Origin of the sequence: Citrobacter sp. CF971 (genome assembly GCF_006385635.1) — a bacterium.
Classification (GTDB): Bacteria; Pseudomonadota; Gammaproteobacteria; order Enterobacterales; family Enterobacteriaceae; genus Citrobacter; species Citrobacter freundii.
This window is the reverse complement of record NZ_CP041051.1, coordinates 4648085-4669184: the sequence shown is the minus strand read 5'-3', so window position 1 is coordinate 4669184 and position 21100 is coordinate 4648085. Positions and strand designations below refer to the sequence as shown.

At 49.8% G+C, this 21100-nt stretch carries 18 protein-coding genes; 12 read left to right on the top strand and 6 right to left on the bottom strand.

Annotation, left to right across the window (positions count from 1 at the left end; genetic code table 11):
• Window positions 1-177: 177 nt before the first annotated feature.
• Window positions 178-477, top strand: a complete 300-nt coding sequence (locus E6P06_RS26155; protein WP_001097216.1) for a helix-turn-helix transcriptional regulator — start codon at window positions 178-180, stop codon at window positions 475-477.
• Between the two features lie 563 nt (window positions 478-1040).
• Window positions 1041-2867 (top strand): AAA family ATPase, encoded by a 1827-nt coding sequence (locus E6P06_RS26150; RefSeq protein ID WP_001239413.1) that lies wholly within the window; start codon window positions 1041-1043, stop codon window positions 2865-2867.
• Window positions 2868-3035: 168 nt separating this feature from the next.
• Here E6P06_RS26150 and E6P06_RS26145 read toward each other — a convergent pair whose 3' ends face one another.
• From E6P06_RS26145 to silR, 4 genes are all read right to left on the bottom strand, one after another.
• Window positions 3036-3386, bottom strand: coding sequence for a DUF305 domain-containing protein (locus tag E6P06_RS26145; RefSeq protein WP_000647571.1), 351 nt, complete (start codon window positions 3384-3386; stop codon window positions 3036-3038).
• Between the two features lie 147 nt (window positions 3387-3533).
• Entirely contained in the window at window positions 3534-3965 is a 432-nt protein-coding gene (gene silE / locus E6P06_RS26140) for a silver-binding protein SilE (RefSeq protein WP_000790485.1), read from the bottom strand.
• Between the two features lie 244 nt (window positions 3966-4209).
• Entirely contained in the window at window positions 4210-5691 is a 1482-nt protein-coding gene (silS, locus tag E6P06_RS26135; protein ID WP_000555733.1) for a copper/silver sensor histidine kinase SilS, read from the bottom strand.
• Window positions 5684-6364, bottom strand: coding sequence for a copper/silver response regulator transcription factor SilR (gene silR, locus E6P06_RS26130; protein WP_000697967.1), 681 nt, complete (start codon window positions 6362-6364; stop codon window positions 5684-5686). Before silR ends, silS begins: the two co-directional genes overlap by 8 nt.
• A 189-nt stretch (window positions 6365-6553) precedes the next feature.
• On the opposite strand from silR, the gene silC reads away from it, so the two are divergent.
• From silC to E6P06_RS26095, 7 genes are all read left to right on the top strand, one after another.
• On the top strand, window positions 6554-7939 hold the full coding sequence (gene silC, locus E6P06_RS26125) for a Cu(+)/Ag(+) efflux RND transporter outer membrane channel SilC (protein ID WP_000475514.1): 1386 nt from the start codon (window positions 6554-6556) through the stop codon (window positions 7937-7939).
• Between the two features lie 27 nt (window positions 7940-7966).
• Window positions 7967-8320 carry a Cu(+)/Ag(+) efflux RND transporter periplasmic metallochaperone SilF gene (locus E6P06_RS26120; protein WP_001246152.1) on the top strand — a complete coding sequence of 118 codons (354 nt, stop codon included), beginning with the start codon at window positions 7967-7969 and terminating at the stop codon, window positions 8318-8320.
• A gap of 113 nt (window positions 8321-8433) precedes the next feature.
• Window positions 8434-9726 (top strand): Cu(+)/Ag(+) efflux RND transporter periplasmic adaptor subunit SilB, encoded by a 1293-nt coding sequence (gene silB / locus E6P06_RS26115; protein ID WP_001324703.1) that lies wholly within the window; start codon window positions 8434-8436, stop codon window positions 9724-9726.
• Window positions 9727-9736: 10 nt separating this feature from the next.
• Window positions 9737-12883: a Cu(+)/Ag(+) efflux RND transporter permease subunit SilA gene (gene silA, locus E6P06_RS26110; RefSeq protein ID WP_000574031.1), complete on the top strand. Its 3147-nt coding sequence runs from the start codon at window positions 9737-9739 to the stop codon at window positions 12881-12883.
• Between the two features lie 86 nt (window positions 12884-12969).
• Window positions 12970-13410, top strand: coding sequence for a DUF411 domain-containing protein (locus E6P06_RS26105; protein ID WP_000758228.1), 441 nt, complete (start codon window positions 12970-12972; stop codon window positions 13408-13410).
• Window positions 13411-13536: 126 nt separating this feature from the next.
• Window positions 13537-15984: an Ag(+)-translocating P-type ATPase SilP gene (gene silP, locus E6P06_RS26100; RefSeq protein ID WP_001514621.1), complete on the top strand. Its 2448-nt coding sequence runs from the start codon at window positions 13537-13539 to the stop codon at window positions 15982-15984.
• Between the two features lie 40 nt (window positions 15985-16024).
• The gene (locus E6P06_RS26095) at window positions 16025-16222 is read left to right on the top strand and encodes a DUF2933 domain-containing protein (RefSeq protein ID WP_000843494.1); all 198 of its coding nucleotides are present in this window, start codon (window positions 16025-16027) and stop codon (window positions 16220-16222) included.
• Window positions 16223-16255: 33 nt separating this feature from the next.
• Here E6P06_RS26095 and E6P06_RS26090 read toward each other — a convergent pair whose 3' ends face one another.
• Both E6P06_RS26090 and E6P06_RS26085 read right to left on the bottom strand, forming a co-directional pair.
• Window positions 16256-16993, bottom strand: a complete 738-nt coding sequence (locus E6P06_RS26090; RefSeq protein WP_000287499.1) for a peptidoglycan DD-metalloendopeptidase family protein — start codon at window positions 16991-16993, stop codon at window positions 16256-16258.
• 274 nt (window positions 16994-17267) lie between these two features.
• Window positions 17268-17717 carry a hypothetical protein gene (locus tag E6P06_RS26085; protein ID WP_001023231.1) on the bottom strand — a complete coding sequence of 150 codons (450 nt, stop codon included), beginning with the start codon at window positions 17715-17717 and terminating at the stop codon, window positions 17268-17270.
• Window positions 17718-17951: 234 nt separating this feature from the next.
• On the opposite strand from E6P06_RS26085, the gene pcoA reads away from it, so the two are divergent.
• The 3 genes from pcoA to pcoC are packed head-to-tail and all read left to right on the top strand — an operon-like array spanning window position 17952 to window position 21085.
• A complete protein-coding gene (gene pcoA, locus E6P06_RS26080; RefSeq protein WP_139935840.1) occupies window positions 17952-19769 on the top strand; it encodes a multicopper oxidase PcoA in 1818 nt (605 codons plus the stop codon).
• 5 nt (window positions 19770-19774) lie between these two features.
• Complete coding sequence (gene pcoB, locus E6P06_RS26075) at window positions 19775-20665, top strand: copper resistance outer membrane transporter PcoB (RefSeq protein WP_023063424.1); 891 nt, start codon at window positions 19775-19777, stop codon at window positions 20663-20665.
• A gap of 39 nt (window positions 20666-20704) precedes the next feature.
• Window positions 20705-21085, top strand: a complete 381-nt coding sequence (gene pcoC, locus E6P06_RS26070; protein WP_000025662.1) for a copper resistance system metallochaperone PcoC — start codon at window positions 20705-20707, stop codon at window positions 21083-21085.
• Window positions 21086-21100: the final 15 nt, after the last annotated feature.

Genomic DNA, 21100 nt, shown 5'->3' with positions numbered 1-21100 from the left:
GGGGCAAGGGGTGCTATATAACGGTGTACTGCTTACCCAATACGGCCTTGTATTTGAAAGATGCCGCATCTTGGCAAGATTCGTATTACAGCCTATAGTCTGTTAATGAGCATTACAGCCTATATGCTGTAAATCCCTGCGTTATGCTTGTTAACCCGTCGATACGGAAGGTCACTTATGAACACTCAATACGCTTTGAAGACTTTGAATCAGTTACGTCCTGTTTTAATCGGCTTTCGCAAAGCCAACGGACTGACGCAAAAAGATGTTTCTGAACGTTTGGGTATAACACAGCAAACTTATGCCCGACTAGAGGCCAACCCTGCAAGTGCGGGTTTTGAGCGTTTGTTTAGGGTGTTCAGCGTCCTTGGAGTGGAGATCGTACTTTCATCCAGGGAACCATTGTCAGATGCAAAGCCCGAATACGGAGCTATGCACAATTATTCTTCACTTCCAGCCAGGCGGGAGAAATGGTGACGCCTGGCGCTTCCCGGTCTAATTTTTCTTCAACAAGATTAACCCCTTAGCGGCCTGAAGTATCAGGTTGCGATAGAGCCTTTCATTTCTTCTGTTATGTTAAATACACCATTTTGAGCTATTTCGCTCGGCCTTAAATTATCTCTTCATTCTTCAGTGAAAATTTTATGTCGATCACATTATCGATGAATTTAGGAAATAATCCGTAAATGAAAATCTATCTTCTTTTAAATTCATCAGTGTCAGTAGCAAATATTACGCATAAAAGAATGGTTATTATTATCATTTAAATTATAAAGCTCATGAGTCAATTCCAAAAAATATAATAAGCATTGAAATCATTACCCGTGATTCTGGAGTTTTAACTTTGCCATGTAACCAACCACAAGTTAGTTTCCGGTGTTTTGAGGGGCAGTAAAGTTCTGAAAGCGCGACCAGATCATAATCCCGAAATGTCGTTAAGATATTCTGAATAACGGTTATCCCTGCTTGTTGGCAGGCATTTGAAAATATATTTTGTATTCAGGTTGCAGCAAAACGCTTTCTTACACACAGGACTTCATATGCGGCTCAGAAAATTAAAACTGAAAAACTTCAGAGGCTACAAAAACTCTACTGAAATCATTATTGATGAAAGCATGACGGGTATTGTCGGTCGTAATGACTTTGGGAAATCAACGCTTCTGGAAGCGCTGGCTATTTTTTTTGAAACAGAAGGAATGAAGGCTGACAAGAATGACATGAACTGTTTCAGCCTAAGAGAAGGGGACGGCCGTTTTGAAATAGCCTGTGAATTTGATGACCTGCCCGATTTTATCATGATCGACGACAGGGTGCAGACCACGCTCGCCTCAGAACATCTGCTGAATGAGGACGGCAATTTTGAAATCGTCAAAACGTTTAAAGCAACGACCTCAGGAAAACCGGAGCAGACCTGCATCCGCTGCATCCACCCGGATGAGGAGCCCCTGAGAAATTTACTGGGCATGAAAATTTCTGAGCTCAAGGCGGTGGGAAAAGAAGTTGAAAAAAATGTGGCGGATAAACGCACTGCATCGTTATGGCGTCAGGCCATCAGGGAAGCCGCAGCCCCCTATACCTGTTCGGAAATTATGCTGGATGTCGATAAAGAGTTCGGAACCGACACAAAATCATTATGGGGTAAGATCCTCGATTTGCTGCCCACGTATGCGATTTTCAAAGCCGACAGGGAAAGCAGCGACGGGGATTCCGAAGCTAAAAACCCCTTACAGCAGGCCGTAAAAGACGCTCAGGCTGCGCTGCAGGACAAAATTACAGCGCTGGAAAATGAGATTCAGGACAGCGTCCTGGATGTCGCACAGAGAACGCTGGATAAATTACGTGAAATGGCCCCCGAACTCGCCAGTGAACTGACTCCACGATTTAAGGAGAAACCCAAGTGGACCTTCAATTTCACCCTGGACGGGGAAAATGGCATCCCCATCAATAAGCGCGGCAGCGGGATAAGGAGGCTTATCCTGTTGAATTTTTTTCGGGCTGAGGCTGAAAAGAATGTCGCGGGGACGCCCAGAAATGTGATTTATGCCATAGAGGAGCCTGAAACGTCACAGCATCCGAACTATCAGATGATGCTGATGAAAGCGTTACTGGCACTGGCAGGCCAGCCGCACCGTCAGATTATCGTCACCACCCATGTCCCGGCGCTGGCCGGATTAATCCCTGTCGAAGGCGTACGTTATGTTACCCGAAATGAGGCGGGTGAACCCGTAGTAAAAATGCCGGATGACGCAGTGCTGAAGGAAGCCACTGAAAGCCTGGGGGTGCTGCCAGAGACCGGTATGGAAAGGGCGCAGGGGATTGTTCTGGTAGAGGGAAAGTCGGATGTTACTTTCCTGAGGCATGCGGCCAGTTCATTAAAACAGTCAGGTGCGCTGCCAGCCTCTCTGGAGGACGTGAAAATAGTGCCAGTCCTCATAGGAGGGTGTGGTAGCGTCAAACACTGGGTTACATTGAATCTGGCCAAAGATCTGGGGCTTCCCTGGTGCGTATTTCTGGACTCCGATATTGGGGGAGACCCTGCACAGGTTCTGTCCATCCAGAAGCGTAAAAAAGAAGTAGAGGAGGCCGGTAAGGTATTTTTCGCTACGCGCAAACGTGAGATAGAAAACTATCTGTGCCCGGATCTTATCGAGGAAATTACTGGTGTAGCCGTCACGTTTACGGACACCTGTGACGCTAAAAAAATAATCGGCCGGGCTGTGGGAATGAAACCCGATAATGTACTAGATAAATTCTGGCCTCAGATGACATCAGAAAGAATCATCTCAAGATCAACCTATCATGACGGAACGCAGGAGAGAAGCGAGCTGGTTGAGATCCTGAGCGACATTGTATCCATGACGAGATAATGTATTAAATAAGCATCTCAGGTGCTTATATTCCGGTCCTCAACAAAGGACCGGAGTACAGAGTAGTAAAAACCCGCAATTAATCGGGTTTGAATTATATAAAGATTAACCGACTCCCGCGCCCAGGAACGATGTAAAATCACGCTTGTCGTGACATTTCTACAATGTTTACTTTTGACTATCAAGCCATTTATTCATCTGCTCAATTTCACCTTTTTGAGCTTTAATGATGTCCTGCGCGAGCTTTCTCATTTTCGGATCTTTTCCGTATTTGAGCTCGGTCTCAGCCATTGCTATTGCCCCTTCATGGTGCGCTACCATGCCTTTCGCAAAAGCCTTGTCGGGATCGGACTCATTTACGGCAGCCATCATTTTGTCATGCATGTCTTTCATGCCAGCCATATATTCCTGTGACGAAGCCGAGGTAGACATATCAGTCATTTTCATTTCTGAATGTTCTGCTGAAATCGCTGGCAGGGATAACATTAATACTGCAAATAAAGTGTTTCTGGCTTTCATAAAAAATATCCTTTTAGCGTTGATGCCCGTTAACTGTAGCAGAATCTGATAAAAATGCCCCCTGTAGGGGGCAAAGATGTTGCCATATATCCGGTTACGGAAAAATCTATCAAGGAAATAAGGACAGCACAGATACTTCCCTCGCCGTCAGCCTGCACTGAGCATGCGACGATGCGCTTCGGCCATGGCCTGATGTGGGCCAGACTGACCGTTATTCATAAATTCATGGGCAACTGCAGCTCTTTCATGCTCATTCATTGCCGCTAATGACTTCGACGGCCCGGTAGGGGAAACGGTCTGACTTCCCATCATCCTCTGATGACTTTCCACCATTTTCTGGTGCGCATCCGCCGACCCGTTCGTCATGGTTTCATGAGCAATAATGGCCTGTTCATGCTGGTCCATACCGGCCATACGAGGTGCAGTCCCCTGGATCCCGACAGGAGCCGCAGCAGACTGCATCTGGTGAGCAGGTGCCTGTGCATTGTTGACCCGCTCATGGATATTCACGGTTTCAGTGGCCCAGGCCGAAGAAATTAAGCCAAAGCCCAGCAAGGATGCTAATACGATATTTTTCATGATAACTCTCCATTTCTTAATTAGTGATGTCCGGGGGAGTACAACCGGTGTTTTCAGTTCCATAACTGAAACAGGTTCGGAAGTGTTTATTTCTCCGGGAGAGGACTGGATATTCATTTCCTGGCGTCCACTGACGCCGGATATTGATAAAGCAATCCAGCCTTCCTGATAAGTTGCACTAATTATATCGAATGGCTTCTGTTTGCTGCATGACAGGCTAATGACATCTTTGTCATTTAAATCTTTATTCCCAGCACTGGGTGTCCGGAATCATTTTCTCCAGTCTGGGCACGGATAAGATAAAACGCGTTGAGTGTACGTCCGATTCCACCTGCACTCTTCCGTGATGTGCTTCCACGATTGACTTCACAATCGCAAGGCCGATGCCGCTGCCTTCTCCTTTTCGTTGTCTGGACGGATCCACCCGATAAAAACGGTCAAACAACCTTGATAAATGCTCTTCAGGGATTGGTTTCCCCGGATTTTCAATCACAAGGTCAAAAAAGCTCTCCTGCTCTCTTATTGAGACGGTGATTGCCTGTCCCTCTGGGGTATAACGCAGGGCGTTGGATAACAGATTATTGATCGCTCTTCTGAACATTTGTGGATCTCCCTCAACCAGGCAGGGCATCCCGTTAAATTTGAGCATAATATTGCGTTCTTCGGCCCAGGCTTCGAAAAACTCGAAGACTTTCATGACTTCTGCTCTGAGGTCAAACCGAACCCTGTCAGGTATCAGCTGATTATTGTCCGCCTGTGCCAGGAACAGCATGTCGCTGACCATTTTGGTCATCCGGTTATACTCTTCAAGGCTGGAATAGAGGACATCCTCAAGTTCCTTCTGCGTTCGATCCTGACTCAGAGCGATTTCAGTCTGCGTCACCAGATTGGTGATGGGTGTTCTGATCTCGTGCGCGATATCGGCAGAGAAATTGGCCTGGCGGGTAAAAACATCCTCAATCTTTCCAATCATATGATTGAACGAGATAACCAGCTGCTCCAGCTCAATGGGAACGCGTGTCGGTTCCAGCCGCGCATCAAGATTCTCGGAGGTGATGTTTTTAATGGCATTGCTGACATTACGAAGGGGCAGGTGCCCCTGACGGACAGCAATGCGAATGATCAGAACAATCAGCAGGCTTATCACGACGGCAATCGCAATCAGATTTTTTTTCAGCGCATCGAGGTAATGGAGATGGAAATTAATGGAGAGGCCAGTCAGCATGACATAGTTCTGCTGTTTGCCCTGAAATGTCGCCTGGCCAGAGGAGGCGATAATCCGGTACGTTTCCATCTTCATTCCGGACCCGGTATCCATCGCTCTCGCAGTATCCTCCACCGTCCAGAGAAAGACATCCCGTGCGCGGCTGTGCTCGCTAAAATCGGCTGAATTCACGGCCGGGCGTAGTGCTGCTCCCTGCGCAGAGCTGTACAGCACCTCACCCCGGGGATTGAGGAGCAAAAGGGCAACGTTGCGGTAGCTGGCGATCGATTCCTTTATTTTGCTTACTTTTTTTTCATCCGGATCTGCCGGGGACTGGAGTATACGGCTCAGTGTGGTGCTGATTTGTTGCAGATCGCTGACATCCTGCTCGGCAAAATGCTTTTCAACAGAATGCAGCATAAACCAGGTGAAGGCGATAAACGCCAGTATTGTGGACAGGCTGATAAAAAAGGTCAGCCGCAGAGCGAGTGAGAAAGGTCGTCTGGACGGTTTGCTATGCATCCGGGATCTCCAGCATGTAGCCCACGCCCCGCACTGTCTGGATCAGTTTTGTCCCGTAATCGTTGTCTATTTTAGCGCGGAGTCGCTTTACTGCGACATCAATCGCGTTAGTGTCGCTGTCAAAATTCATGTCCCAGACCTGAGAGGCAATCAGGGAGCGGGGAAGAACTTCTCCATGATGGCGAATGAAGAATTCCAGCAAGCTGAACTCTTTACTGGTGAGCACAATGCGGTTCCCGGCGCGGCTGACTTTTCTGGATACGAGATCAACCGAGAGGTCAGCCACTTTAAGCTGGCTTTCCGTGATCATCGTGTTTCCCCGCCTGAGGAGGGTTCTTACCCGGGCGAGCAGTTCAGCAAACGCAAAGGGCTTCACCAGATAATCGTCCGCACCCAGCTCAAGTCCTTTGACCCTGTGTTCAATCGTGCCAAGGGCCGTCAGCAGTAATACCGGCATCCCCTTTCCGGCACTGCGCAGCATACGGATGATATCCCAGCCGTTTACATCAGGCAGCATGATATCCAGGATGACTAAATCATACTCGGCTGTCATGGCAAGATGATATCCGGTCAGACCATTATCAGCGTGATCCACGACGAACCCCGCCTCTGTCAGCCCCTTGCTGAGATATTCACCTGTTTTAATTTCGTCTTCAACGATTAATATTTTCATCATGCTCCCCGGCTGGCTGCTAATGTCATTTTATTGCGCCCACGATCGTTATCAACGGATTACAGCAAAAATGACAACATTGTCATTATCCTGTCACCCGGCAAACAGAGAGCGTTCGGTAAAGTATCCCTATCAATACTCTGGACTTCGTTTGAACCATTTACCAGGTCTGCCTGTACGAGAAGCGTTATGTTCAAATTAAAATTACTCAGCATCAGTACCATATTCATCCTGGCTGGTTGTGTTTCTCTGGCACCTGAATATCAGCGTCCGCCAGCTCCGGTTCCCCAGCAGTTTTCATTGTCTAAAAACAGTCTGACGCCTGCGGTAAACAGCTATCAGGATACGGGCTGGCGAAACTTTTTTGTCGATCCCCAGGTCAGCAGGCTGATCGGTGAAGCCCTGAATAATAACCGTGATTTGAGAATGGCTGCCCTGAAGGTTGAAGAGGCCCGGGCCCAGTTCAACGTCACGGATGCAGATCGTTATCCCCAACTGAATGCCTCATCCGGGATTACATACAGCGGTGGTCTGAAAGGTGACAAGCCGACCACGCAGGAGTACGACGCGGGTCTGGAGCTCAGCTATGAGCTCGATTTTTTTGGCAAACTTAAGAACATGAGTGAGGCTGATCGCCAGAACTACTTTGCCAGCGAAGAAGCCCGTCGTGCCGTACACATCCTGCTGGTCTCCAACGTTTCACAGAGCTATTTCAGCCAGCAACTGGCGTACGAACAACTCCGTATTGCGCGGGAAACGCTGAAAAATTATGAACAGTCTTATGCATTCGTTGAGCAACAACTGGTGACCGGGAGTACGAACGTTCTGGCGCTTGAACAAGCCAGGGGGCAAATCGAAAGTACCCGCGCCGAAATAGCCAAACGAGAAGGCGATCTGGCTCAGGCAAACAATGCCCTGCAACTGGTGCTGGGAACGTACCGCGCAGTTCCGTCAGAAAAAGGGATTAAAGGTGGGGAGATCGCACCAGTAAAATTGCCACCAAATCTGTCGTCACAAATATTGCTGCAGCGTCCGGATATTATGGAAGCGGAATACCAGTTGAAAGCGGCTGATGCCAATATTGGCGCAGCGCGAGCGGCTTTTTTCCCGTCCATTACCCTGACCAGTGGTCTCTCCTCAAGCAGTACGGAGCTGTCCAGCCTCTTTACGTCAGGAAGTGGAATGTGGAATTTTATTCCTAAAATTGAAATTCCTATATTTAATGCTGGCAGGAACAAAGCCAATCTGAAGCTGGCTGAAATTCGCCAGCAACAGTCCGTGGTTAATTACGAACAAAAAATTCAGTCAGCCTTTAAGGATGTTTCCGACACGCTTGCGCTGCGCGACAGCCTTAGCCAGCAACTTGAGTCACAGCAGCGTTATCTTGATTCACTTCAGATAACTCTACAGCGTGCCAGAGGATTGTATGCAAGTGGTGCTGTCAGTTACATCGAAGTGCTGGATGCAGAACGTTCCCTCTTCGCGACGCAGCAAACCATTCTCGATCTTACCTATTCCCGACAGGTTAACGAAATTAATCTGTTTACCGCGCTGGGTGGCGGTTGGGTAGAGTAAATTTATTCAATTAATCAGGAAATTAAAATGCGTAATTCACTTAAAGCCGTTTTATTTGGTGCCTTCTCTGTCATGTTTTCTGCCGGTCTTCATGCTGAAACACATCAGCATGGCGATATGAATGCTGCCAGTGATGCTTCGGTACAGCAGGTTATCAAGGGCACCGGTATCGTTAAAGACATTGATATGAATAGTAAAAAGATTACCATTTCGCACGAAGCAATCCCGGCGGTGGGCTGGCCTGCAATGACCATGCGCTTCACTTTTGTTAATGCAGACGACGCTATCAATGCCCTGAAAACCGGCAACCATGTCGATTTCTCGTTTATTCAGCAGGGCAATATCTCCTTACTCAAAAGCATTAACGTTACGCAATCCTGATTAACAGTCCGGAGCGAATACATCCAGTGCGCCTGAACATTCATTATGGGATTACTGTGAATGAATAATCGTGCGCATATGCCAGGTGTTTTGATTTTTCAGCGAGAAATTGTATGGCTTCTTTAAAGATAAAATATGCTGCAATAATTATCAGCAGCCTCATAGCAGGGGGGCTGATATCGGTTACTGCCTGGCAGTATTTAAACTCATCACAAAAAACAGTACCAGCAGAACAAAAGGCACCGGAGAAAAAGGTACTTTTCTGGTATGACCCTATGAAACCGGATACCAAATTTGATAAACCCGGAAAATCGCCTTTTATGGATATGGACCTTGTGCCGAAATATGCTGATGAAAGTGGCGATAAAAGCAGTGGCGGGATCCGTATCGATCCAACTCAGGTTCAGAATCTGGGATTAAAAACGCAAAAAGTCACGCGAGGAATGCTGAATTATTCTCAGACAATCCCGGCTAATGTCAGTTACAACGAATATCAGTTTGTCATTGTGCAGGCGCGTTCTGACGGTTTCGTCGAAAAAGTGTATCCCCTGACGATTGGCGATCATGTGAAGAAAGGCACTCCGCTTATCGATATCACCATTCCTGAATGGGTTGAGGCACAAAGTGAGTTTCTGCTGTTATCCGGTACAGGCGGTACGCCAACCCAGATAAAAGGGGTTCTGGAGCGACTTCGTCTGGCTGGTATGCCGGAAGAGGATATTCAAAGGCTGCGTTCAACCCGCACAATCCAGACCCGTTTTACCATTAAAGCACCTATTGATGGTGTCATTACTGCATTTGACCTGCGCACCGGCATGAATATTTCCAAAGATAAGGTGGTGGCTCAGATTCAGGGGATGGACCCGGTCTGGATCAGCGCTGCAGTGCCAGAATCTCTCGCCTATCTGCTGAAAGATACGTCGCAGTTTGAAATTTCGGTACCGGCTTATCCGGATAAAACATTCCATGTCGAAAAATGGAACATTCTTCCCAGCGTGGATCAGACAACCCGCACGCTTCAGGTCCGCCTCCAGGTTACTAACAAGGATGAGTTTCTCAAGCCGGGCATGAATGCCTATCTCAAACTGAATACCCAAAGTCAGGAGATGCTGCTGATACCAAGCCAGGCCGTTATCGATACCGGCAAAGAACAGCGCGTGATTACTGTTGATGATGAAGGCAAGTTTGTGCCGAAACAGATCCACGTTCTGCATGAATCACAGCAACAGTCCGGCATTGGCTCCGGTCTTAATGAAGGCGATACCGTGGTGGTCAGTGGCCTGTTCCTCATTGACTCCGAAGCCAATATTACGGGCGCGCTGGAACGTATGCGCCACCCTGAAAAAACAGAAAACAGTATGCCAGCAATGTCTGAGCAGCCTGTAAATATGCATTCAGGGCACTGAGGAGACGACGATGATTGAATGGATTATCCGGCGCTCTGTCGCCAACCGTTTCCTGGTCATGATGGGCGCACTGTTTCTCAGCATCTGGGGCACATGGACGATAATTAACACGCCGGTCGATGCGCTGCCTGACCTGTCAGATGTGCAGGTCATTATTAAAACCAGCTATCCCGGACAGGCTCCGCAGATTGTAGAAAACCAGGTCACCTATCCGCTTACCACCACCATGCTGTCCGTACCTGGCGCAAAAACCGTGCGTGGCTTTTCACAGTTCGGTGATTCGTATGTGTATGTCATTTTTGAAGACGGGACCGATCTGTACTGGGCCCGTTCGCGCGTGCTGGAATACCTGAATCAGGTTCAGGGCAAACTGCCTGCGGGTGTGAGCTCTGAAATCGGTCCGGACGCCACGGGAGTGGGCTGGATATTTGAATATGCCCTGGTCGATCGCAGCGGAAAACACGACCTTTCAGAACTGCGTTCTTTGCAGGACTGGTTTCTGAAATTTGAACTGAAGACCATCCCGAACGTGGCTGAGGTAGCCTCGGTTGGTGGCGTGGTGAAGCAGTACCAGATTCAGGTCAATCCGGTAAAACTGTCCCAGTATGGGATCAGCCTGCCCGAAGTGAAACAGGCTCTTGAATCGTCTAACCAGGAGGCCGGTGGTTCATCCGTTGAAATGGCCGAAGCGGAGTATATGGTCCGTGCCAGCGGTTATCTTCAGAGCATTGATGATTTTAATAACATCGTCCTGAAAACAGGTGAGAACGGCGTGCCGGTTTATCTGCGGGATGTTGCCCGCGTGCAGACCGGGCCCGAAATGAGGCGTGGTATTGCCGAGCTGAACGGCCAGGGAGAAGTCGCTGGCGGCGTGGTGATCCTGCGGTCGGGTAAAAATGCGCGCGACGTTATCACGGCAGTGAGGGATAAACTGGAGACGCTGAAGGCCAGCCTGCCGGAAGGCGTTGAAATCGTGACCACCTACGATCGCAGCCAGTTAATCGACCGGGCGATTGATAACCTCAGTTCCAAACTTCTGGAAGAGTTTATCGTGGTGGCCATCGTCTGTGCTCTGTTCCTGTGGCACGTACGTTCTGCCCTGGTGGCGATTATCTCTCTGCCGCTTGGCCTGTGTATCGCCTTTATCGTCATGCACTTCCAGGGACTGAACGCCAATATCATGTCGCTGGGAGGGATAGCGATTGCCGTCGGTGCGATGGTGGATGCCGCCATTGTGATGATTGAAAATGCGCACAAACGGCTTGAGGAGTGGGATCATCAGCATCCGGGTGAGCAGATTGACAACGCCACCCGCTGGAAGGTGATTACCGACGCCTCCGTGGAAGTGGGACCCGCGTTGTTCATTAGCCTGCTGATCATCACCCTGTCCTTTATTCCTATCTTTACCCTGGAAGGGCAGGAAGGTCGTCTGTTTGGCCCGCTGGCATTCACGAAAACGTACTCCATGGCGGGAGCGGCCGCACTGGCCATCATCGTCATTCCTATTCTGATGGGATTCTGGATCCGGGGGAAAATTCCTGCAGAGACCAGTAACCCCCTGAACCGGGTGCTGATCAAAGCGTATCATCCTTTGCTGCTGCGGGTCCTCCACTGGCCAAAAACAACCCTGCTGGTTGCGGCCTTGTCCATTTTCACGGTTATCTGGCCACTGAGTCAGGTGGGCGGTGAATTTCTGCCGAAGATTAACGAGGGCGATCTGCTGTATATGCCGTCGACCTTGCCTGGCGTCTCTCCGGCAGAAGCTGCAGCGCTCCTGCAGACAACAGACAAGTTAATCAAAAGCGTTCCTGAAGTGGCTTCTGTATTTGGCAAGACCGGTAAAGCAGAGACCGCAACGGATTCCGCGCCGCTCGAAATGGTGGAAACCACGATCCAGCTCAAACCTGAGGATCAGTGGCGTCCAGGCATGACGATTGACAAGATTATTGAAGAACTCGACAGGACCGTCCGTTTACCGGGTCTGGCCAACCTCTGGGTACCGCCTATCCGTAACCGTATTGATATGCTCTCAACCGGCATTAAAAGTCCGATAGGTATTAAGGTATCGGGTACTGTTCTGTCGGATATCGATGTAACAGCACAGAGTATCGAAGCAGTCGCTAAAACCGTACCTGGTGTGGTTTCCGCACTGGCTGAACGACTGGAAGGTGGACGTTATATTGATGTGGACATTAACCGGGAAAAAGCTTCCCGGTACGGGATGACTGTGGGCGACGTCCAGCTGTTCGTCTCTTCAGCAATCGGTGGGGCTATGGTGGGTGAGACGGTTGAAGGCGTGGCCCGGTACCCTATTAACATTCGCTATCCGCAGGATTACCGTAACAGTCCGCAGGCGTTGAGAGAGATGCCAATCCTGACCCCAATGAAGCAGCAAATTACGCTGGGCGATGTTGCCGATATTAAGGTCGTTTCCGGACCAACCATGCTGAAAACCGAAAATGCCCGGCCAGCCAGCTGGATTTATGTTGATGCCCGCGGCAGGGACATGGTGTCGGTGGTGAACGATATTAAGACGGCCATCAGTGAGAAAGTGAAACTGAGACCGGGGACCAGTGTGGCATTCTCAGGACAGTTTGAATTACTCGAGCACGCCAATAAGAAATTAAAACTGATGGTACCGATGACGGTGATGATCATCTTCATCCTGTTATATCTGGCATTCCGCAGGGTTGATGAAGCCCTGTTGATCCTGATGAGCCTGCCGTTTGCCCTGGTTGGCGGGATATGGTTCCTGTACTGGCAGGGCTTCCATATGTCAGTGGCGACCGGAACCGGGTTTATCGCCCTGGCCGGGGTGGCAGCAGAGTTTGGCGTGGTCATGCTGATGTATCTGCGTCATGCCATTGAAGCGCACCCGGAATTGTCCCGTAAAGAGACGTTCACACCGGAAGGCCTTGATGAAGCCCTATATCATGGTGCCGTACTGCGTGTCCGGCCGAAAGCCATGACCGTGGCGGTGATCATTGCGGGTCTGCTGCCAATACTCTGGGGAACCGGTGCAGGTTCAGAAGTCATGAGCCGTATCGCGGCACCCATGATTGGTGGGATGATCACGGCTCCGCTGCTGTCCCTGTTCATTATTCCTGCCGCCTACAAATTAATCTGGCTGCGCAAACATAAAAAAAGCGTGTCCTGAACCTGAAAGGGCACCCCCTGTGGGTGTCCTTCTTTACTGATTCACCCTGACGTCAGGGTTTATATCGATAATATACAGAGGTGAGTATGAAAAAAGTGGTTCTAATGGCGCTGGCTCTCGGCCTTTCACTACCCGCGATGGCGAGTGAAAAAGTGATTGATATGTACAAATCTGAAAACTGTGGCTGTTGTTCCCTGTGGGGCAAAGCGATGGAAAAAGACGGGTTTGAAGTACGAACTCACGTCATGAATGATCAGGCGCTGTCAGCCCTGAAAGAAAAGCATGCTATTCCTGCAGGACTACGAAGTTGTCATACCGCGGTTGCCGGTAATTTGATCATTGAAGGCCATGTGCCTGCGACAACGATACATAAGGCAATGCAGTCTGGTTCGGGTATATACGGTCTCGCCACCCCCGGTATGCCAGCAGGAAGTCCTGGAATGGAGATGGGAGCCCGAAAAGAGGCTTACGATGTTATCGCATTCTCACCGGATGGAAGTAAAAAAGTCTTCCAGCGAATCGAATAGTCAGCGGAACGGCTGATAACGGGACGCCGGTAGCAGGCACTCCTGTGCCGGCGATATTCGTGGTAATCGCATCCATGACATACCCTGAAGACAGAAGATGCTTCGGTATGCATAAGGAGAGTTACTGTGAAAAATGACAATGCAGTGCAACACAACAACCAGACTGCTTCTGAGCAGACATTATCCCCGGACGAGGGCCACGTATTGCATAAGGTGAGAGATCCCGTGTGCGGGATGGCCATCCTGCCCGACAGGGCGCACAGCAGCATTCGATACCAGGACCATCAACTTTATTTCTGCTCCGCCAGCTGTGAGAGTAAATTTAAAGCCCATCCCGATCGTTATCTTACCGAAGATGCCAGTGAACATTCCCATCACCATCACCACGATCATCACGAAGTCAGCCCTGATCAGATAAAACAGCCTCACCACCAGGCGGAAAAAGAGAATTCTGAAGGTGTGTGGACATGTCCGATGCACCCGGAGATACGCCGCAGTGGTCCCGGAAGCTGTCCTGTCTGTGGAATGGCACTGGAGCCGCTCGTAGCTACGGCATCCACGGGGCCGAGTGATGAACTTCACGACATGACAAGACGCTTCTGGCTGGGGTTGTTGCTGGCGTTTCCGGTTCTGGTACTCGAAATGGGATCTCATCTGTTTCCCGACTTGAGGAATACAGTACCGCCACAGTACAACACATGGCTGCAGTTGCTTCTGGCCTCCCCTGTCGTGTTGTGGTGTGGCTGGCCATTCTTCGCCCGGGCCGGAATGTCGTTACGTAACCGCTCCCTGAATATGTTTACCCTTGTTGCAATGGGGACCGGCGTAGCCTGGGTTTACAGCGTCATTGCAACCGTCTTCCCCTCCTGGTTTCCTGCATCGTTCAGAAACATGGATGGCCTGGTGGCCGTTTATTTTGAAGCCGCAGCAGTTATTACGGTGCTTGTTCTGCTGGGACAGGTTCTTGAGCTGCGGGCACGGGAACAAACCTCAGGCGCCATTACTGCGCTTCTGAACCTTGCCCCCAAAACCGCCAGACGGCTGGATCATGACGGTCATGAAACGGATATTAATGCGGAAGATGTCCTGCCTGGCGATAAGCTCCGCATCAGACCTGGAGAGAGTATTCCGGTCGACGGTATCGTGATCGAAGGCAAAACAACCGTTGATGAATCGATGGTGACCGGGGAGTCTATGCCGGTTACCAAAACGAAGGGTGACCCTGTCATTGGGGGGACGATTAATCAGACAGGTAGTCTTATCATCCGTGCAGAGAAAGTCGGTGATGAAACGATGCTCTCACGAATTGTTCAGATGGTCGCTGATGCACAGCGTTCGCGTGCCCCCATCCAGAGAATGGCTGACAGCGTTTCAGGCTGGTTTGTTCCTCTGGTGATACTTATCGCGGTTGTTGCTTTCGTGATCTGGTCTGTCTGGGGGCCCGAGCCCAGGATGGCGCACGGTCTGATTGCGGCTGTGTCGGTCCTGATTATTGCCTGCCCCTGCGCACTGGGGCTGGCCACACCGATGTCGATAATGGTGGGGGTAGGCAAAGGAGCCCAGGCCGGGGTGTTAATCAGGAATGCCGAAGCCCTTGAACGTCTTGAAAAAGTGGACACGCTGGTTGTCGACAAAACAGGCACGCTCACGGAAGGTTCGCCTACGGTGACAGGGATTATCAGTCTCAATCCGGGTGGGGAAGCATCTCTTTTACGTGTAGCGGCCGCAGTGGAAAAAGGCTCGCAGCATCCGCTGGGTATGGCTGTAGTCCGGGCAGCCCAGCACAGGGGGATCATGATACCCGCAGTCAGTGATTTCAATGCTCCGTCGGGGAAAGGTGTTTCAGGCGATGTTGAAGGTCAACGGGTTGTTATTGGTAATGAACTGGCTATGCAGGAAAACAGTATCGTTATTGATAATCAAAAGGCCGTTGCGGATACGTTGCGGATGGAAGGCGCTACCGTTATCTATGTGGCCACAGATGGGTACCTTGCAGGCCTGATAGCTATCTCGGATCCCGTGAAAGCAACCACGCCGGATGCGCTTAAAGCTTTGCGTCAGGCGGGGATCCGCATTGTTATGCTCACCGGGGATAACCAGCTTACTGCTGAAGCAGTCGCACGGAAACTGGGAATAGATGAGGTTGAAGCCGGGGTTCTGCCTGACGGCAAAAAAGCAGTGATAACCCGACTGAAAGCGTCTGGTCATGTGGTTGCGATGGCGGGGGACGGTGTAAATGATGCCCCGGCGCTGGCAGCGGCTGACGTGGGCATAGCTATGGGAACGGGTACAGATGTGGCAATTGAAAGTGCCGGAGTCACCCTTCTCAAAGGCGACCTGATGATACTGAACAGGGCCCGTCATCTGTCAGAGATCACCATGAAAAATATCCGACAGAATCTGTTTTTTGCATTTATCTACAACGCACTTGGCGTGCCTGTGGCTGCAGGTCTGCTTTATCCTGTGTATGGAATACTGCTGTCGCCAGTTATTGCGGCGGCGGCCATGGCTCTTTCCTCCGTCAGCGTCATTGTGAATGCGTTGCGTCTGAAAAGTGTCAGGCTCGGGAAATAACACTGAGTGAAGGGTCAGTTACGAACAGAAGGAGTCCAGTATGAAAAGTACCACCTATGCGCTTATTGCTGTCGCCGCGATCGCGGCATTTGCCCTCCTGCGAGAACACTGGTCACATGTGGCAGGTTACTGGCCATATCTGTTATTGCTGGTCTGCCCGCTAATGCATCTTTTCCACGGCCACGGAGGGCATGGGGATCACCAACATCACGGAAGTGAAAACGATAAAAAAAATTAATCCGGCAAACGGGGCCGCGTCGCGGTCCCGTTATCAGTCCAGGTATCGTTCGTAGTCTCTGGCATGCGCAAAGGCATGCTGTTCGAGTTTGTTATCAGCGGGTGCCGATGCCCGGAACGCCAGTGAATTAACAGGATTGTTATTGATGACCAGCTCGTAATGTAAATGAGGACCGGATGAACGTCCGCTGTTACCGGATAACGCAATAGCACCTCCCCGGGTAACTCTGGCCCCTTTAGTAACGAGTATTTTATTGAGGTGGAGATAGCGAGTTTTAACACCGGCTTTTCCCGTTACTTCAACAAAATATCCCATGGTACTGTTGTATTCGGCCCGGGTGATTTTTCCGTCGATGACGCTGACTATTTTCGTGTTCATGGGCATGGAATAATCAATGCCATTATGGGGACTCACTTTTCCCGATACCGGGTTAAGTCTTGCAGGATTGAAAGGTGAACTGAGTCTTGCTGTGGCTGGTAACGGATAATCGAGACTGCCTTTCCCGGAAGTATCGGAAAGATTATAGAACTTTTTGTCTGATATACGATACGCCGTGTAATTAAATGAGCCGGACGTAAATTTATAAGCCACTACACGTGATTTTCCCGCTTTCTTTTGCAGTACGAGTTTTAATGATTCATTTTTTTTCAAATGCCGAAGATTAAAGCGGGAAGGCAAAGAGCGCTGAAGGATAGCGATCTCGTTCGATTCCAGCCCCGAGCGGGTGGCTGAAAGGTAAGCATTTTCTTTTACGACATCGGTAGAATACATTTACTGGAATTCGCCGTTAGCATGAACACTGCGGCGTATGCTAGGGGTTTTCAGGAGGCGTGTCATCTGCCAGTTAATCGGGAGCACCGTTGATGGTCGTCATTTTTGTAACATATCTTGTTTCCCGTTTGCTCCTGAAGATCTGGGAACTGTATGACCAGCCTGACGGTGATGATTAACGGGACTGAAACAGGTTACGGCAGAGCAATATGGGGCTCATGTCCTGCTACGTAACCCGTCAGTAAAGCCCTGCTAAGCACTAACCCGCCTGCAGTTACCTGGAGGAATACAGGCCGCGAAGCTTTCTTGCCTGTGTCTGATGAGCTTCCGCACCGGCATTATTGACCTGCTCATGCACGAGGGCGGCTTTCTCTCCGGCATTCAGTTCGTTAAAAGAAGAAGAGGAGGTCTTTGAATTTGCACCACTGTCGGACAGCATTTTTTTATGTTCCTCAATCATTTTCTGATGTGCATAGGACGCGCTGTTGTTCATAAATGAATGAGCAACAATGGCCCTTTCATGTTCATTCATTTCAGAGAATGAGGGCGTGTTGTTTTTATTAACCCTGTCCGGTAAGTTTTCATGCGTCGAGGAATTCACATGACTGACGGCTGAGGCATTATTAACAAATCGATGTGCTTCATGGGCAATATCACTGGACTGAGCAAAAGCTGCCCCACAAAATAAAGCTGTAAACGCAGTGGCCGTGATTAATATATTCATGTGTAATTACCTTCTGAGGTACATAAAAGATGTCCTTATGATCATATATAAAAATAATCAACCTGTGGGGAAGATGACGTAAATGTAATACAGCTATGTACATTACACGATTGTAATGAATTTGTTTCTTAAGGTGTGCTAGATTCATTTCATTGTAAGTGGATGAACCAGTAATTTAATTTAAATCGGTTCTCGAATTCTGTCAGTAACCATACTTTAAATAAGGGAATGCGCATGCTGTTGAAAACGTCTCGACGAACTTTCCTGAAGGGGTTAACCCTCTCTGGCGTAGCCGGAAGTCTTGGCGTATGGAGTTTCAATGCGCGTTCCAGTCTGAGCCTGCCAGTTGCCGCATCCCTGCAGGGTACTCAGTTTGACCTGACCATTGGTGAAACGGCCGTCAATATCACGGGCAGTGAGCGTCAGGCCAAAACAATCAATGGAGGCCTGCCGGGGCCCGTTCTTCGCTGGAAAGAAGGTGACACCATTACCCTGAAGGTCAAAAACCGTCTTAATGAACAGACGTCCATTCACTGGCACGGCATTATTCTTCCGGCCAATATGGATGGTGTTCCGGGGCTGAGTTTTATGGGCATAGAGCCTGATGATACCTACGTTTACACCTTTAAGGTTAAGCAGAACGGGACTTACTGGTACCACAGCCATTCCGGTCTGCAGGAACAGGAGGGGGTATACGGTGCCATTATCATCGATGCCAGGGAGCCAGAACCGTTTGCTTACGATCGTGAGCATGTGGTCATGTTGTCTGACTGGACCGATGAAAATCCTCACAGCCTGCTGAAAAAATTAAAAAAACAGTCGGATTACTACAATTTCAATAAACCAACCGTTGGCTCTTTTTTCCGCGACGTGAATACCAGGGGGCTGTCAGCCACCATTGCCGATCGGAAAATGTGGGCTGAAATGAAAATGAATCCGACTGACCTCGCGGATGTCAGTGGCTACACCTACACCTATCTCATGAACGGGCAGGCCCCGCTGAAAAACTGGACCGGACTGTTCCGTCCCGGTGAAAAGATACGCTTACGGTTTATCAACGGCTCGGCAATGACCTATTTCGATATCCGTATCCCCGGGCTGAAAATGACGGTCGTGGCTGCAGATGGCCAGTATGTAAACCCGGTTACCGTTGACGAATTCAGGATTGCCGTTGCCGAAACCTATGATGTCATTGTGAAGCCTCAGGGTGAGGCCTATACCATCTTCGCACAATCCATGGACAGGACCGGTTACGCTCGAGGGACACTGGCCACGAGAGAGGGGTTAAGTGCTGCCGTTCCCCCCCTCGATCCCCGTCCTCTGTTGACCATGGAAGATATGGGTATGGGGGGAATGGGACATGATATGGCAAGAATGGACCACAGCCAGATGGGAGGCATGGATAACAGCGGAGAGATGATGTCTATGGACGGTGCTGACCTTCCGGATAGCGGGACATCCTCCGCGCCCATGGATCACAGCAGCATGGCCGGTATGGATCATTCCCGGATGGCCGGAATGCCGGGTATGCAAAGTCATCCTGCGTCAGAAACGGATAACCCACTGGTTGATATGCAGGCGATGAGCGTCTCTCCGAAATTAAATGATCCGGGTATTGGTCTTCGAAATAACGGAAGAAAGGTTCTCACGTACGCGGATTTGAAAAGCCGCTTTGAGGATCCTGACGGACGTGAACCTGGCCGTACCATAGAACTGCATTTAACCGGCCACATGGAAAAGTTTGCCTGGTCATTTAACGGAATCAAGTTTTCAGATGCCGCACCGGTGCTGCTGAAATACGGTGAGCGGCTCAGGATCACGCTGATCAACGATACCATGATGACTCACCCCATTCACCTGCATGGTATGTGGAGCGATCTGGAAGATGAAAACGGTAATTTCATGGTTCGTAAACACACAATAGATGTTCCCCCTGGTACAAAACGCAGTTACAGAGTGACAGCAGATGCGCTTGGCCGCTGGGCGTATCACTGCCATTTGCTCTATCACATGGAAATGGGAATGTTTCGTGAAGTCCGGGTGGAGGAATGATGCGAATGAAGAGAAATTTGAAGGCCATACCTGTTCTGGTCGCCGGTTTGTTTACCTCACAGCTTTCTATTGCGGCGGGCTCCGTCTCTGCAGATCCCCACGCCGGGCACGACATGTCTGCCATGCAGATGCCAGCAGATGAGAATTTCACTGAGATGACGTCAATGGAGCCCATTGTAACTGAGAGCAGAACGCCAATTCCGCCTGTTACCGATGCCGACCGGAAGGCTGCATTCGGCAATTTACAGGGGCATGCGATTCACGACAGTGCGATTAATTATCTGGTTCTGCTGGATCAACTGGAATGGCAACGGTCGGATAACACCAACAATTTCAGCTGGAGTGTTAACAGCTGGATTGGAGGCGACACAGATCGGATTTGGCTAAAGAGTGAAGGTGAACGAAGCAATGGGGAAACGGAGGCGGCTGAAGCGCAGTTACTCTGGGGACATGCGGTTGGCCCATGGTGGGATTTGGTTACGGGTGTCAGGCAGGATTTCAGACCTGCTTCTGCCCGGACCTGGGCTGCTGTCGGTTTTCAGGGGCTGGCACTCTATAATTTTGAGTCTGAAATTACGGGTTTTGTCAGTAATGGCGGAAAAGCAGCCCTTCGTCTGGGAGGAGAATACGACGTTTTACTGACTAACCGGCTCATACTCCAGCCATCCTATGAGGTGAATTTCTACAGTCAGGATGATGAATCGCGGGGTCGCGGCAGGGGACTGACTGACACAGAGCTGGGGCTCCGGCTGCGCTATGAAATACGCCGTGAGTTTGCACCCTATATAGGCGTTTCCTGGAATCAACTTTACGGGAAAACATCCGATATGGCGAAAAGAGAAGGTGAGAAAGACCATCAGGTAGTATTCCTGGCGGGAGCCAGAATCTGGTTTTAACGCACTGATATAAAACACTCAACTAAACAGGTAAATAAAATGTCGATTTTAAATAAAGCCATTCTTACAGGTGGCCTCGTTATGGGCGTTGCTTTCTCTGCTATGGCCCATCCGGAATTAAAAAGCTCTGTGCCACAGGCTGATTCAGCCGTAGCGGCCCCGGAAAAGATTCAGCTTAATTTCTCGGAAAATCTGACCGTGAAATTCTCAGGTGCAAAATTAACGATGACGGGTATGAAAGGCATGTCATCACATTCTCCGATGCCGGTCGCGGCAAAAGTGGCGCCAGGCGCTGACCCTAAATCGATGGTCATTATTCCGCGAGAGCCTTTACCCGCTGGCACTTATCGTGTTGACTGGCGCGCGGTTTCTTCAGATACGCACCCTATTACCGGTAATTACACCTTTACAGTGAAGTAATATTATGAACGACCT